12 protein-coding genes and 1 pseudogene are annotated in these 15,123 nt (G+C 64.4%); 5 read left to right on the top strand and 8 right to left on the bottom strand.

Translation table 11 applies throughout. The annotated features are described in order from the left end of the window. Positions 1 to 274: 274 nt before the first annotated feature. A pseudogene (locus tag QE360_RS16385) lies at positions 275 to 1,480 on the top strand (MFS transporter); the annotation flags it as partial. Positions 1,481 to 1,505: 25 nt separating this feature from the next. Here QE360_RS16385 and QE360_RS16380 read toward each other — a convergent pair. Beyond that, on the bottom strand, positions 1,506 to 2,621 hold the full coding sequence (locus QE360_RS16380; protein ID WP_309703278.1) for an ROK family transcriptional regulator: 1,116 nt from the start codon (positions 2,619 to 2,621) through the stop codon (positions 1,506 to 1,508). A 114-nt stretch (positions 2,622 to 2,735) separates the two neighbouring features. Here QE360_RS16380 and QE360_RS16375 point away from each other — a divergent pair, with 114 nt between their 5' ends. From QE360_RS16375 to QE360_RS16360, 4 genes are all read left to right on the top strand, one after another. Next, positions 2,736 to 5,471, top strand: a complete 2,736-nt coding sequence (locus tag QE360_RS16375) for a TonB-dependent receptor (RefSeq protein WP_309703276.1) — start codon at positions 2,736 to 2,738, stop codon at positions 5,469 to 5,471. Beyond that, a complete protein-coding gene (locus QE360_RS16370; protein ID WP_309703274.1) occupies positions 5,465 to 6,634 on the top strand; it encodes a hypothetical protein in 1,170 nt (389 codons plus the stop codon). The genes QE360_RS16375 and QE360_RS16370 overlap by 7 nt, the downstream gene beginning before the upstream one ends. Before the next feature lie 10 nt (positions 6,635 to 6,644). Beyond that, positions 6,645 to 7,844 carry a glycerophosphodiester phosphodiesterase family protein gene (locus QE360_RS16365; RefSeq protein WP_309703272.1) on the top strand — a complete coding sequence of 400 codons (1,200 nt, stop codon included), beginning with the start codon at positions 6,645 to 6,647 and terminating at the stop codon, positions 7,842 to 7,844. A 108-nt stretch (positions 7,845 to 7,952) separates the two neighbouring features. After that, positions 7,953 to 8,423, top strand: a complete 471-nt coding sequence (locus tag QE360_RS16360) for a hypothetical protein (RefSeq protein WP_309703270.1) — start codon at positions 7,953 to 7,955, stop codon at positions 8,421 to 8,423. 629 nt (positions 8,424 to 9,052) lie between these two features. Here QE360_RS16360 and QE360_RS16355 read toward each other — a convergent pair. The 7 genes from QE360_RS16355 to QE360_RS16325 form a co-directional block, all read right to left on the bottom strand. Further along, positions 9,053 to 10,048 carry an alpha/beta hydrolase gene (locus tag QE360_RS16355; protein ID WP_309703268.1) on the bottom strand — a complete coding sequence of 332 codons (996 nt, stop codon included), beginning with the start codon at positions 10,046 to 10,048 and terminating at the stop codon, positions 9,053 to 9,055. 151 nt (positions 10,049 to 10,199) lie between these two features. After that, entirely contained in the window at positions 10,200 to 11,222 is a 1,023-nt protein-coding gene (locus tag QE360_RS16350; RefSeq protein WP_309703266.1) for a glycerophosphodiester phosphodiesterase family protein, read from the bottom strand. Between the two features lie 15 nt (positions 11,223 to 11,237). Next, entirely contained in the window at positions 11,238 to 12,269 is a 1,032-nt protein-coding gene (locus QE360_RS16345) for a glycerophosphodiester phosphodiesterase family protein (RefSeq protein ID WP_309703264.1), read from the bottom strand. A 51-nt stretch (positions 12,270 to 12,320) separates the two neighbouring features. Then, on the bottom strand, positions 12,321 to 12,761 hold the full coding sequence (locus tag QE360_RS16340) for a MarR family transcriptional regulator (RefSeq protein WP_309703262.1): 441 nt from the start codon (positions 12,759 to 12,761) through the stop codon (positions 12,321 to 12,323). 278 nt (positions 12,762 to 13,039) lie between these two features. Then, complete coding sequence (gene bla / locus QE360_RS16335) at positions 13,040 to 13,936, bottom strand: class A beta-lactamase (protein WP_309703260.1); 897 nt, start codon at positions 13,934 to 13,936, stop codon at positions 13,040 to 13,042. A 10-nt stretch (positions 13,937 to 13,946) separates the two neighbouring features. Next, entirely contained in the window at positions 13,947 to 14,408 is a 462-nt protein-coding gene (locus tag QE360_RS16330; protein WP_309703258.1) for a hypothetical protein, read from the bottom strand. Positions 14,409 to 14,516: 108 nt separating this feature from the next. Then, positions 14,517 to 15,056: a hypothetical protein gene (locus tag QE360_RS16325; protein WP_309703256.1), complete on the bottom strand. Its 540-nt coding sequence runs from the start codon at positions 15,054 to 15,056 to the stop codon at positions 14,517 to 14,519. Positions 15,057 to 15,123: the final 67 nt, after the last annotated feature.

Genomic DNA, 15,123 nt, shown 5'->3' with positions numbered 1-15,123 from the left:
CTTGGGACAAATCTGCTATTCGCAGTAGCCTCGCCGTACGGCGGGTTCGACGGAGTCCGGCCATTCGCGAGTGTCCCGAAAAGGACGATGTTTTGAGAAACCAGCCGCTCTCTGAAAGTCGAAAAATGGGGAAGCGGGGAATGTATTTGCCAGTGCGGTTCCGGCTGAGCGCGGACTATTCCGTTTCGCGTGACCCAATATCGACGCGGTACATAAAAGGGGCATAAATTTCCGCCAGGATAGCGGATGGGCGCTCTTTGGCCCGGGGCTTCGGGTGGATCGCGTGCGGGATCGGTCAGTCTCAAGGGGGGTGCTCAGCCGACGCGCGACGGTGCGCTATTTGCTGGCGCACTTCGCCAAGAGCCACCTCTGGCATGCCAGCACACTGCTCTTCGGCTTTTTCCTGACCGAGATCTGCGCATTGGATACGCGGGCGATGGGCGCGATCATGGCGGGGTCGCTGATGCTCAACGGTCTGATCGACGCCGCGCTCGGGGCCTGTTGGAGCCGGACGGTGACGACGGTGGGCGCCGCGACCCGTCGGCAGGCGCTGGCCGCGCCGGTTGCTTGTTTGTTCTTCCTGGCATTCTGCGCCACCCCGCTGCTGGCGCCCGGACACAGGCTGGGTTGGGCGATGGTGATGCTGCTGCCGTTTCGGGCCTGCTATCCCTTTGTCGACGTCCCGCAGAACGCGATGGTTGCCCTGCTCGTACCGGGAACGGACGCACGCTGCGAATTGCTGGCGCGGCGTAATGTCGCATCTGGGCTGGCCGGTCTGAGCGTCGCGACGATCGCGGCGCCGCTGATGATCCATGGGCAGACCCTGGCCGCGTGGCTGTCATGGGCCGGGTGCCTGGCACTTTTCGTGTGCGGCACGGCCTGGTCGCTGTGCGGCGGGCCGGAGGACGATCATCGCGCGCCTGCCGACCCCGTGCTCGAACGCGATACGCGCATCGCCATACCCATCCTTCTGGCGATATTGGTGTTGATGATGATCCTGGGCACTAGCTTTCGCGCCCTTGAACCCTATTATGCCGCCTATGCCGGGGCCGGCGGCGGTCTGCTGATCGGGGGCGCGATCGGGGGCATCGTCAGTCCGCCGATCTGGGCCCTGTGTCACCGGCGTCTCGGGCCAGCGAGCGTCCTGTCGGGCGCCGCCGCGCTGCTCCTGCTTGCCGCCGCCGCGTTGCTGGTCGCGCCACCCGCCATGGCCGGGGCGATGGCGGGGCTCGGCTTCGGCGCGGGGATGAGCGGCCTGTGGCTGATCCTCTGGTCGGCGATGATGGCCCATGCCGCCACGGCAAAGGCGACGGGTCATGCTGGTCTGTTCACCTGCGTCTCGAAACTGGGGCAGGCGGGGGCCATGTTGCTGCTCGGCGAGATACTCTCGGCATCGCCCTACCGCGTGACGATGGCCGATCCCCGGTCTGCGCCCCTGATGCTGATGGCGGCGGCGGCGGGTATCGTCGCGCTGCTGTGCGTGGCGGCCATCCCCGTCTTTCGCGTCAGTCGAACAGCGTGCGGTGAAAGACCAGGGCCGCGGCGCCCAGCGGGCCGGACAGTTCCGGCTCCAGATGCGCCACCATCGTCGCGGTGGCCGGTGCCCGTCGCCCGCGCCGGATCGGCCAGTGGTTTTCGGGCCAGTCGATCGCATCGACGATCCGCCGGGCGAGCGCACGCGGCAGGCGGCCGCCCAGGATCAGCGCTTCGCAATCCAGCGTGAAGCGCAGCGCGCCGAACAGATAGGAAAAAGACGGCTGATGCGTCGCCAGCCATGCCTCGACGCCAGGCCATTCTGGATCGAAGCGGGCGATCATGTCGGAGATGCCGTCACAATGAACGCCATGTTCGGCCAGGCAATCGCGCAGCGTCGCGAGATTGGGGGTGACGCGTCCGCTGGACAGGAACAGGCCGCCGATCTCGCCCGCATTGCCGTGGCGTCCGCGCATCAACGCGCCGTCGACCACGATGCCCGCGCCGAACCCGGCCGCGACGTTGATGTAGCAAAAGCTCTCGAACCGCGCGCCCGTCCCCAACAGGCGTTCGCCAAGTGCCGCGGCATTGGCGATATTCTCGACCACGACCGGCATCGCCAGGTCGCGCGCGATCGCATCGCCCAGATCGACAAGCGCCCAATCCTCCAGTTCGAAGCCGGGATTGACCGTGCCCGGATCGACGAAATAGCCCGCCACCGCGACCCCCAGCCCCTGCAGGCGCCGCCGGTCCAGGCCTGACGCCGCGAAGACATCGTCGCTGAAGCGCAGGACCTCCGCGATGATGGCGGACCGCGACATGTCGGGGCATGTCACCTCGCGCCGGGCGCGCACCGTTCCCGCCATGTCGATCAGGACGACGTCCGCCCGGTCGGTCATCACCGACAGGCCCAGGCTGAACGCCGCATCGGGTTCGATATGGATCGTGGTGCTCGGCTGGCCGCGCCCCGCAATGACCGACTCGCCCGAGCGGACCAGACCGGAGGCCTCCAGTTCCTCCGTCGCACGAAAGATCGCGGTGCCCGACAGGCCGCTCTCGCGGATCAGCACCGCCCGCGACACCTGGCCATGGCGGCGGATCATGCTCAGCACGCTGCGCGCACGCGCGGATAATCGACGGTTCGTCATCACCTTCCCCACGCCACCGGCGTCTACCCGGCTCGATCGGCGCTGCATAGCGCACGACTGTCAAAATAATATCATACATCATGATATATAAAGAGACCAAAGGGGAAGACGATCATGCGAATCACGAAGCGATGGGCCGATCTGTGGCTGGCGGGAACGATGCTGGCGGGGGTGTCGCCCGCGCTGGCGCAAGCGACGGATCCTTCGACCGGGTCGTCGACCGCCAAGGCGTCCGGCGAAGCGGGCGGCGAGATCGTCGTGACGGGCTTCCGCGCGTCGCAACGATCCGCCACGAAGGCCAAGAAGAACGCCGCCGTCATCCTCGACGCCGTGTCGCAGGACGATGTCGGCCGGCTGCCCGACCTCAATATCGTCGAGGCGAGCCGCCGCATCACCGGCGTCTCGGTGGTCGGCGGCGCGGACCCGACCAAGAACCGCGACATCTATCAGCGTGCGACGATCCGCGGGCTCGACCCGCGCTACAATCTGGTGACGATCGACGGCATTCCGCTCGCTTCACCCGACTGGGTCTATCGTGGCGCACGCCTAGACATGCTGCCCGCCTCGCTCGTGTCGCGGATCGAGGCGATCAAGAGTGTGTCGGCGCAATATGACCCCCATGCGCTGGGTGGGCAGATCAACATCGTGTCGAAAAGCGCCTTCGACCAGCAGGGGCACAGCTTCTTCGTGGTCAACGCCAATGGCGGCTACAACGACACCACGGGCAAGCTGGTGCGCGGCGGGGGCGCCTCGATCCGAACCGATGCCACGGCGTCGCGCGTGTTCGGATCGGGCGACCAGTTCGGTGTGGTCGCGTCGGTCGAATATCAGCGGCTGCCGTCGACGGCGCGCGCCGAACTGCCGGGCGACAGCAACGGTGCGGGGTGGAGCTATTTCACGGCGGCGGGCGCGCGGACAGCCTTTCCCGGCCTGTCGAACGGCAATCTCGTGCCCGTGCGCAACCAGGATTATTTCTTCGAGAATATGCGCACCCGCCTGTCGGGCAATCTGAAGCTCGAATGGCGACCCGACGATGCGACAGCCGTGTCGCTGTTCGGTGGCTATTATCACGATACCGACACCGAGACGCGCTACGAGGCGCTGACCCAGCCGACCGGCGCGCCGATCGGGACGACCCTGACCAGCGGCCGCTTCGCCCAGGGCGATACGCAGCAGGGGCTGACCTTCCAGCCGGTCAACCGCGACACCTGGCTCGTCGACATGAAGGGGCGGCATGATTTCGGCAGCGGCTGGGTGCTCGACGCGACGATCGCCCGGTCCAAGGCGCTGTACCGGGAACATCGCGAGATGATCAAATATGATGTCGCCCCGCGTGCCGGCGCGGCATCGAACGGGTTCGCGAACGCTTTCGGGTACAGCTACACGTTGGTCGACGGGCGTCCGCGCCTGACCTTCAACGACCCCGTCGCGGCGGCCGACCCGAATTCGTACAAGAACCTCTATTATCGCGACATCCACCGCGATCTGGATTCGACGGTCCAATATGCAACCGCCAATCTCGGCTATAACAGTGGCGCGGACGATCGTGGTGCGGGCCTGAACGTCGGTGTCGCCACGACGCGCACCGATGTCGGCTATGACCAGACCTATCTGGAATATGTCCCCGGCACCGTGGCTGGGCAGGCGGCGGTCGGCACGCTGGCGGGCCTCCTCTATCCGGAGCGTCCGGCGACCTATGAGACGCCGGGCGTCCCCTATCTGCTGCTCAACCGCGCTGCCGCCTGGGCGCGCTTCGCCGCGAACCGCAGCGCCTTCATCGCGACCAACCAGGTTGCGAACAATGTCGCCGACGACTTCAACGATATCGAACGGGTCAAGGCGGCCTATCTTCAGGGCCTTTACCGCACCGAGCGGTTCGACCTGCGCGCGGGCGTCCGCTACGACCGCACCGACCTGGTCATCGACACCAACCAGCTGGTCAACGCCACGACCTATACGCCGCAGCGGCGGACGACCGGCTATGGCTTCTGGTTGCCCTCGGCGCTCGCCACCTATGATCTGGGCGACGGAATGCGGCTGCGCGCGGGCGTGTCGAAGACGATCGGCCGCCCCGACTATAGCCAATATGCGGCGCGCACGACCTTCGGCGTCGGGACAGACGGCACGCTGACCATCAACACCGGCAATCCGGCGCTGAAGCCGCGCGAGGCGTGGAATTACGACCTGTCCTACGAATGGTATCTGGGGGGCGCGGGCATGGTGTCGCTCGCCGGGTTCGCCAAGGACATCCGCAACGAGATCTTCACCTCGTCCCAGGCGGGCAGCCCGACGAGCTTCGCCGGCGTCACCTACCAGACCGTGTTCATCAGCACGCCGCGCAATGCGGCGTGCGCACGGGTCAAGGGGATCGAGGCGAGCTATACGCTCGACCGGATCGCGGCGATCCCGGGTCTGGGCGTCAATGCTAACATCACCTTGCTCGACGGATCGTTCGACCAGCCGGTCAGCGCGGCGGGCATCGCGACCGGCCTACCCCGGACGCGGCGCACGACCGGCCTGATCCAGCAACCCGCCTATATCGCCAACATGACGGTCTTCTACGTCGCCGGGCCGGTCGAGCTTCGCGCATCCTATAATCGCATCGGCCGTGCGCTGCAGTCCGCCGATGGCGATACGCCGACCCGCGACCTGTATCAGGAACCGCGTCAGCAGCTGGACATGCAGGCGCGCGTGACGCTGCGCGAGGGCGTCGAGCTGGTCGGGCAGGTGCAGAACCTGACCAAGGAGCCGTTTATCGTCCGCCAGGGCGTGCGGCGCGATTATGTGAACTATTATTTCCCGGTCGGGCGCACCTTCTGGCTGGGCCTGTCGTGGAAGCCGAAATGGTAAGCCGGGCAGCCCAGGCCCTGCTCTGCGCCGCCTTTCTGTCTGCCGTCCCGGCTTGGGCTGCGCCCCCGCAGGAGGGGGGCGATGCGGTGCAGATCGTGCTCAAGTTCGTGAAGCACGGTTCGCCGGACCGTCCGGTCGCACGGTTCCAGCCGGAATCCTGTCCGGCCTGCGCGCCCGTGACCACGCCGCTGTTCAATGCGGACAATCCGCGCGAGACCGTGGTCGCCCTGCACGTGCCGAGGCGGCGATCGCTGGAACTGGCGTTCGACGGGCCGCGCCTGGCGGTGCGGCGCGTGCTCCTGTCGGGCGGGGACGTGCCGTTCCGGTCGGGGCCGCACGGCGTGGTGGTGCAGTTGCCGCCGGTCGCGACCGATGCGATCACCGCCGCCGAGGTCGCGACGCATATCGTCGAGCCGGGAATGGTGCTGCGCTTCGAACATGCCGACCCGGCGCGCCGCGCCGGTGCCTATGCGACCGGCCCATTTCCCGATCGGCAACGCCGCACGGCGAACGTGCTCGAATTTGCCCAGCGCGAAGTCGTGCGCCGCCTGGGCCTGGGCGAGGAGGCCGAGCGGGAGGGGCTGGGCCGCATCCAGATCATGGGTTTCGACACCAATGCCCCGCATGGTCATGTCGATGCGCCGCCGCATGTCCATATGCATCTGCGCTGGCCCGATGATACGGGCACGCAGATCGGCCATTACTATATCGGCCCGGATGGACTGCTGACCGAGAATATCGTCGGCGTGAAGGGCTTGGGTACGCCCGAGCGTCGCTTTGGCCGCGGCGATACCTTCACCTCGATCGCGCCCGACGGACGTGGCCTCTACAGCCACCGGATCACCGCGCGAGGGTGGCTGGAGATTGCCCGGCCCGGCGGTCGGTCCTGTCTCATAAAGCCCGATGGCGGCGCCGGTTTCGACGCCGGGGCGCAGGTCGTCTGCGGCGATGAACCGGCGACCCGGATCGCGGTGACGGACGACCTGCGCGGAGTCCTGACCGTCGTCACCGGGCCCGTGACAGAGGTGTTCCGCTACGATCCCGATACGGGCGCCCTGCTGTCCCCCGCCATCGCGCCCGCGCCGCCGCCTTCGGTCTTCGTCGCCGATACGGACCCCGACATTCGATTAGTACCGCGTACCGATCCACGAACCCTTCACTGAGGAACGATCCATGGGATTTCGCCTGTCCAGCATCATCGGCCTGGCATTGGCCTGCCTGGCGGTTTCGACCGCACATGCCGCGAATTACAACACGGACAAGATCGGCAATCTGATGAAGACCGCGCGCACCGACATGACGATGGTGTGCGCCCATCGGGGCCTGCACGGCACGGCGGTCGGCACCAACTCGCATCAGGACTGGCTGCGCGACGTGCCCGAGAATTCGGTCGCGGCGATCCAGGCCGCCGCGACGCAGGGCATCGAATGTTCCGAGATCGACCTGCGTTTCGACCGTCACGGCAATGTGGCGGTCATGCATGACAGCAATCTCGGCCGCACGACCAACGCCTATAGCGCGGTCAGCGGCGCCACCGAATATGATCCATATACGGGGCGCGGCTATAACCCCAATGTCGATCAGTTTCCGGGCGAAACCTATAAGCTCGCCCTGCGCAAGCCCAGCCTGTCGGGCTATACCGACAGCCGCTTCACGCGCCTGCACGATATCCTCAGCGCCGTCCGCGACCAGAAGATCTCGATGATCCTGTTGTTCGACGTGAAGGACGTCGCCGTCGCCAAGGCGGCGTGGGAGATCGTCAAGGGTTACAAGAACGCCTGGGGCACGCCGGCGGAACGCTGGGTCTATTTCAAGATGCCGGTCAGCTCGATCGGCAAGACGCCCGCCGAATTCGAGCAGAAGGGAATTTTCGATCCGTCGACCGAAGGCGGTCGGTTCCGGCTGATCCCCGTGTTCGGCGCCGACTTCATCGATGCGAGCGGCGGCCCGTCCAACGCGCTGTCGAATTGGCAGGCCTATTACGACAAGGGCTATGTCTATGCGACCGAAGTGCGGATGAAGCAGTATGATAATTCATTGAGCTATCCGCTGGATAACATCGTCAACCGCTATTACGGCCTGCGCACGACGCAGCGGACCACCAAGATCCTGGGCGCGTACCAGCCCGTGCCCGAAACGCGCAACAATACCTATTTCGCGCTCGACGGCCATTGCTGCACCGAGCCGAAATACTGGCTGTGGAAATCCCAGCATGGCTGGGGCCAGGAAACCGCCGACAACCGGCCGGACCTGAACTGGCTGACGGATGTGGTGAGCGGAAGCTTCTCCTACATCATCACCGACGACCCGATCACTGCCATTTCCAACCTGCGTGGCAAGAATCGCCGCAACACGTCGGTCATCAGCAACTGAATCCGCCGGGGGTGGGCCATCATCGGATGCGCCCATCCCTGGTCACGGCATCCCAGGGGATCGGATGATATGCGCTTTGCAGCCGGGGTGGGAATGGCATGTATCACGGTGCTGACCATCGTCATCACCGTGTCGTTGCTCGTCATGCGGTCACACGGTCCTGCGTCGCCACGCGATACAGGCCGCGTCCAGGTGGTCGGCGGCGGCGCGACATCGACGCCGCCGGCTGTCACCGCCCCCAGGCCAACCGCGCCGATCGCGGCGGCGGCGATTCCGGCCGATGATGGGCAGCACCTCGTCACGCTCGTAACTGCCCGCTTCCCGATGATCCGGGAGGGGCGGATCGAATGCGATCGATCCTGCAAGCTCATCCTGGCGCTGGGCGACCAAAGCCAGGGGCCATCGCCATTCAACGGCACGCTAGAACGCTATCTCAGTGAACAGGGCTATATCCTGACCGGGCCTCTGGTGGTCGACCAGCCGGGCGACAACGACACGTTGCTGACGCTTCCATTGCGTGTGCCCATGGAAGTGTCCCGGATCGGAGGCGGGGCGCGCGCACTGACGATGAACAGGTGATTTCCAAAGGACAAGTTTCACCCATCGCCGGTCGGCAGGATCGCCACCTCCGCATAGCTATGCTTCTCTTAGGGGATGTCCCCATGTAAGCCGTTCTCGTTGGGAACCGCTAGCGCGACGGGACGAGCGCAACGGTCTTTCCTGGGCCTATAGGCGGCAGTTTTGCCACAATCTATTCCCGACCACTCTTTCCTGAAACTGTCCCGAGAGATGGAGAACTGGGACTGCCAAATGCGTAGCCCAGCAGCAAGTGCCGGGTCTGAGAAGCGTACGACGAACGGCTTGCAACGGGGCGATGCTGGTCGCTTGGTCGAGCACCTGCGACTTACCGCTTTCGGCCAAAGCAGCCATTTGGATCTTGCTTCCCGAAAGACCTCGATTGGTAGCCTGCTGCCGGTCGTTCGTGGGACGAAGACGACGTTCCGAACTGGTCCGCGAAACGGCGGTTTCCGACAACAGCCGACGTTCGCGCGCTGAGCCATTAAAGATCGGCGGCGGTGAACATCAGCCTGCCTGCTTTCAACGGAATGACCTACATTCGGTCATTCATTCATAACCTGGTTTGGCGGCAGCCCGAACCAAGGCACCTGCTTAGTCCGGACGAGCTGATGCGAGCACCCGTGCTGGAATTACAGCATTTTGATTTGCCTGAGCCACAGTTTGACCAGCTCCGGCCATTTTCCGACCGGCTCCTTCGGATGGCGGAGTGCAAAGGCGTGTCCGCCATGCGCAAATAGGTGCAATTCGGTGGGCACCCCCGCCTTGTCGAGCGCGGCGGCATACATCAGGCTGTTGCAGACGGGATCGGTCTGGTCGTCCCAGGTCTGCACGATGAACTGCGGGGGTGCGGCTTTCGTCACGGGCAGTTTCGGATCGAACGACCCGTCGTCGCGGCAGATATGACCGGGATAGAGCGCGATGCCGAAGTCCGGACGGCTGCTGATCTTGTCGATCGCATCGACGGGGCGATAGGTCGGCGCGAGGATGGTGCTGGTCTGCGCCACCAGATAGCCGCCAGCGGACATGCCCAGGACGCCGATCCGGTTGGAATCTATCCCCAGTTCGGCGGCCTTAGACCGCACCAACCTTATGGTGCGCTGGGCATCCTGCAATGCGCGGGGGATCTTCGGCGTGATCTGGCGCTGTGTAACCGGATCCCAGAAATCGTTACCGCCCGGCGCCCGGTATTTCGAGACGATGCAGGTGATGCCCCGGGCCACCAGCCAATCGCAGATTTCCGTTCCTTCCAGCCCGACGAAGACCTTCTGGAAGCCGCCGCCCGGAAAGACGATGACCGCCGTCTTCGTTTTCGGCTCTTTGGGTGACATGATGGTCATCGTCGGAACCGCGACGTTCATGACAACCTGCGACCAGCCACCTGCCACGCCGGGATCGCGATATGTTCGGACGGTTTCGCCGCGCTGCGGCCGGAACGTTCCATCGGGCGCCGCGCCCGGCCAGATATTCATCTGCCGCGACCCGGTGGGCGCTCTCCAGGTCTCGACTTTCTCAACCGCATCGTCAGGCGGCGAAACAGGCTTGCTCTGCTCGGCTGCCGTCGAGCCACCACAAGCACAAAGAGCACCTGCCACGGCAAGCAGCCATATCGTATCCGATCGGGTCATGCCTGATCTCCTCGTCATGATGAATGGATGCGACCTCCGCGCGCGCCGCGTAAACCTCCTGGCTACATTCCCTGCCAGTCCTGGAGGGAGCATATGTTCGGGGCTCACGGGCCGACAAAGGATATTAAATCGCGTCAGATCATAGATTCTCTCATGGCGGATATTGGGCCGTCTTCGGACTGCCGGATCGACGCGGCCACCGTTTCTGAAGGGCCGGTCCTATGACCTCGACCCGGTCCGTCCAGATCAGGCCGCCGAAACCATCCGGGACTTTGGCAAGCTCGTCGAGCGTATCCAGCCGGGTGAAGTCGTTGGAACCCAGGCCGGATACCGATCCGATCAGCATGACATCGGCGTCGGCGCTCGCCATCCGCCCGAGAAAGCGATTGGGCCATCCCCAGGCCAAGGCTCGCATGTTCATCGCGACGAGCATCGTGCCATCTCGACATGCCTTCGGACCGTAACCTGTCCAGCCCAGCGCGGCATAGGTGAGCGTGCATTTCGCGCCGCGTCGGTCATGGACCACCGGCACCTGTGGTCGAAGCTTTTTGGCTGCCTCCGTCGCTGGCGTGTCGCCGAACAGGGCGATGCGGCCCCAGGCGTCGGGATGTCGTTTGTCGATGTACAGGACAAGGTTGGTGCCCGACGACGGGCCGTCCTTTAGCTGGACGAGGAAGCGCTGCTTCGGAAAGGCGCCAAACGCTTCGTCCAGCGTGGTCATCAGCCCGCGGCCCCGACCCCGGAGCGGGTAGGTCTTGCCGCCGTCCGCCGTATAGCCATAGCCGACATCCAGGAATTTCATGTCGGCGAAGGTCGTCTGATTGACCGCGCCTTTGCCATCCGTGCGACATTCGAGCCCGAAATCATGGAACAGCACGAACTCCCCATCGGCCGTCTCCCTGACATCCACCTCGACGATATCAGCGCCGGCTGCGATGGCGGCGCGGATCGACGGCAACGTGTTCTCGATGAAGGGATTGCGGGGCGGCAGGATATGCCGGGCCTTGCAATCCTGGGGATCGTCCGAACTCCTTTTGAAAAGCGGATGCACGCCGCGTTGCGCAATGAGCGTCGGCCGCCCCGTCGGCGGGTTTGCCAACCAAGACGCGTTCGCGAGGTACAGAGGCACCAGGATCACGCCCGCGCCTATTGCCGCCCGATACCGACGTTTCATGTGTCCCCCCATTGTTCAACGCGATGGTTCAGTCGGCGTGGCCTCGCCACGCTGGGCGACCTGCGGGCGCGGCCAGCGCCGCAACACCGCAGGGCCGATCTTCTCGACATCGTCGGTTATGATCCCGCCGTCGAACGCCTGGGGAATCGCGGCCAACTGCGCGGGATCGGCAAGGCCCTGATCGCCGTCCTTGTTACCGATCGGTGCCACCATGAAGACGTCTGCGTCGGCGTCGCGCATCCGCTGAAGAAAGCGGTTGGGCCACCCCCAATAGGCCCAGCGCAGGTTCACGGGCACGCCGATCGCGCCGTGGCGGCAGCTGTCCGGGACATATCCGCTCCAGCCAAACGCCACATATCCGAAGGCGCACGCCTTGCCGCGCGCCGTCGACAGCAGCCTGGCCCGCGGGGCGACGACCCGCATGCGATCCAGCACGGGGTCGCTGGCGACGACGTGCAGCCGTTCGTCCGTGGGATCGCCCTTCGCGCGAAGATAGGCAACGAGTTTGTCAACCTCGGATGGATCGTTGCTCTTGATGTTGATGAGGAACTGCTTGCCGGGGAAGGTCGCCAACACCTCGTGCAGCGTCTTCATCTCGCCGACGAACTTGCCGCGGAAAGGATAAGTCTTGCCACCGTCCGCGGTATAGCCATAGCCGAGATCGAGCGTGCGAAGGTAGGTCATGCTCTGCTCGCGGGTGACGCCCTTGCCGTTGGTCCGGCACTCGAGCGACCAGTCATGGAACACTGCGAACTCACCGTCGGTGGTGGGATGCACGTCCAGTTCGATCTCATCGGCGCCCAGCGCAGAGCTCGCACGCATCGAACCGATCGTGTTCTCGAGATAGGGGTTGGTCGGCGGCCGCATGCGGGTCGCGGTGCAGCTGTTTTCCTTGAGGTCAGTCCGATCAAACGTCTGATGAACGCCGCGATGCGCCAGCAGCATCGGACGCCCCTGCGGCGTGGCCGCAAGCCACGATGCATTCGCCAGATACAGGCCGATCAGCCCGACCCCCGCCACGATACCCGCTGACTTGCGCTTATGCATCCATACCTCCCCTCGGTACGGATATGTAGCATAGCTACGGATTGTGGTCCGTCAATTTTGGTCGAGGTGCTCTTCGATACCCTTTACCACCCGTGCGACGACCGCGATGACATCCGCTCGCGTTGCCGGCGTCAACTGAGTCAGGATCGTTTCCATGATCGCGATGCGATTGGCCGCGACCTGCTCGTACAAGGTGCGCCCTTCTGCAGTCAGGGCGACATGGCGAACACGCTTGTCAGAGGACCCGCCGACGCGCTCGACGAAACCGGACTGGGCCAGGCCACTGATGATGCGGCTCATGGTCGGGTGGGACACGCGTTCGGCGCGAGCGACCTCGCCAAGCGGCAAGGTGCCGCGCTCACGGAGAACAGACAGCGCGGAGAATTGCGCGCTGGTGAGCTTATGGTCGGCGTGAGACGAGCGCGCGAGCCGGAGCATCCGCGTGGCGAGTATCTGAAGCCGGACCGCTGAGGCATGAACGTCGTCATCCATTCAAGCGGCGTAACGCAGTGGATCGCCTGCGAACAGTGAGGATGCCTGATCGATCAGGGGTACCTGCTATAATCCGATGTCGGCGCAACCTCGATCCATATCCTGCCGCACAACCGAACTGTCGCAGATGCTGATCCGTCGCCGTAAGCGACATGTTGAGAGCGGCACGGCGAAAAGTGGGACAAACTTGCCAACCACCGAGGCCAAGCCGACCGGCGAGTTCAACCGAGAGCAGCCGTTCACGAGCGTCCCGGTCGGGATGATATATTAGAGTAACCCTATCCGTCCCAGGTCACTGCCACCCTGCCGAGCGTCTTTAGGGTCGTCTCGTCCGCCGGCCGCACATCCTCCGAGAAATTCGGGTTTTCGAAATAGCCGGTCACGATCAGGGGGCTACGACCTCCCGGAGGCATGAGCACCGCCAGATCGTTGGTCTTGTTGCCGACGCCGGGGCGCATGCCCGTGCCGGTCTTGTCGAGACCATGCCAACCAGCGGGCAGGCCCGCCCGGATGCGCTTCGATCCGCTCTGCGTCGCTGCCATCCAGCCACGCAGCCGGTCGCAGCTGGCTGGGCGCAACACATCGCCAAGGACGATCCGCCGCACCGTTTCGGCCATCGCCCTCGGCGTGGTACTGTTCTCCTGCGTGCCGGGCGGGATCACGTTGATGGCGGGTTCGTAACCGTCAAGCCGGCTCACGGCGTCCCCGATGTCGCGCCAGAACTGTGTGACCGCGTCGGGGCCTCCCAGGCGGCGCATGAGCACGTTCGCAGCGGCATTGTCGCTCGTAACCTGCACGGCTTCCGCCAGCGCTAGGATAGGGAGTGTCCCCTTATCCAGATTCTCCTCGACGACCGGCGAATAGGCGACGATGTCGGCACGGCTGAAGGGGAGCGTCTCCATCGGGTCGAGGCGCCCGGCATCGGCTTCGCGGAGCGCCATGGCGGCCAATGACAATTTGAACGTCGAGCAGTGACAGAAGGGTTCGTCGGCGCGCCAGCCAAAGCTACGTCCGCTGCCGGTGTCGAATACGAATGCACCCAGCCTGCCGCCCGATGCCCGCTCGATCGCACGAAGACGCGCGGTCGGATTGCGCATGTGCGTCCCTGCATCAACGCGGTCGGCTAGGACCAGGCTCGCGCCAATCGCCAGCATCACATCGCGGCGATTCATCATGCAACTATCGTCATTTTACCGACCACGCCACTGATACGATCCGCCATCCGCTGTTGGTATTGACGAGAAGCCAATGCTCCATGCCGGTGTTCAGGACCACGCCGTCGATCCTGAACGCATAGTCGAACGACATTGCCGCCGATTCACCATCCCCTGCGATACGGATGTCGTTGAAATCCTCATCCGCGTTACCCTTTCGGGCAACGATGCTGTCGATGAACGCGACCGGATTGTTCCCTGGATCATAGGCCGCCTTGATACCCTTACTCGAAGCGTCCTTTGCCAAGGCCTTCATACTCATGACCTCCTGCCAGTTGGTGGCAGCCGGATTAAGGAAGAGTGACAGGAACTCCGCTTTATCCCGGTGGCGGATCGCATGCTGAAACCTGACCGCTACAGCCCGAACATTCCTGTCCGTGCGGTCGGGGGTCTGGGCGGAAACGGGACCGGCAACGGCAACGGCGATCAGCATGGCGGCTGTAAGGTGTAAAGTCACGGGCGATGTCGTCCTCTGGCGCGATACTGATCTGTTCGGCTCATCTCCGTTACGGGACTAGGCGATCCCGCAAGCCCCCCCACTCTATCGACGCGGGGATGCGTTTTCTACGACCGCCTGGAATATCTGCGAGCGATCCGGCCCCTCCGCGATGTGCAGCACGACCCAGCTATCGGCGCGCTGGGCGATGAGCACCCGTATCCCGTCGTTGAACAGGCCGTCCGCAAGCCCGACCGGCGCCACCTTGCCGGAATTCAGGATAAGCGCGCCCATGTCGCGCCCGCAGGACGGGCCGACGCACGAATAGGCGATCGAGAACCCGGCTTTTTTTAGCATCTCGCCGTAATAGCGTTCGATCTGCAACGGCGCGGTGGCGGGTTTCACTCGATAGTCGATATGGGTGATCTTGCCTTCCAGCACCTTTCTGTTCGCCTGCGCCTCTATGTTGGCGATAGGGCCGGTCGGTATGACAATTTCGTCCAGCGAGGGCGCGCGATAGCCGTCGATGACAGATTGCGGGTAGCGCGGGAGATCGGGGTGATCCTGACCGTCGCTGTCCTGTGCCAGCAGCGGACTGCTCAGGGCCAGCGATGCCCAAGCCGCAATGCGCCAATATCCGCTCATCGGTCGCTCCACGTTCGCTCTCCCTTCACAGTAAGGCACTACTGTATTGTCCAGATAGACCACAGAC

The organism is Sphingomonas sp. SORGH_AS_0789, from assembly GCF_031453055.1.
Lineage (GTDB): Bacteria > Pseudomonadota > Alphaproteobacteria > Sphingomonadales > Sphingomonadaceae > Sphingomonas.
The sequence above is the reverse complement of the archived record's forward strand: the minus strand, read 5'-3'. Positions and strand labels throughout refer to the sequence as shown.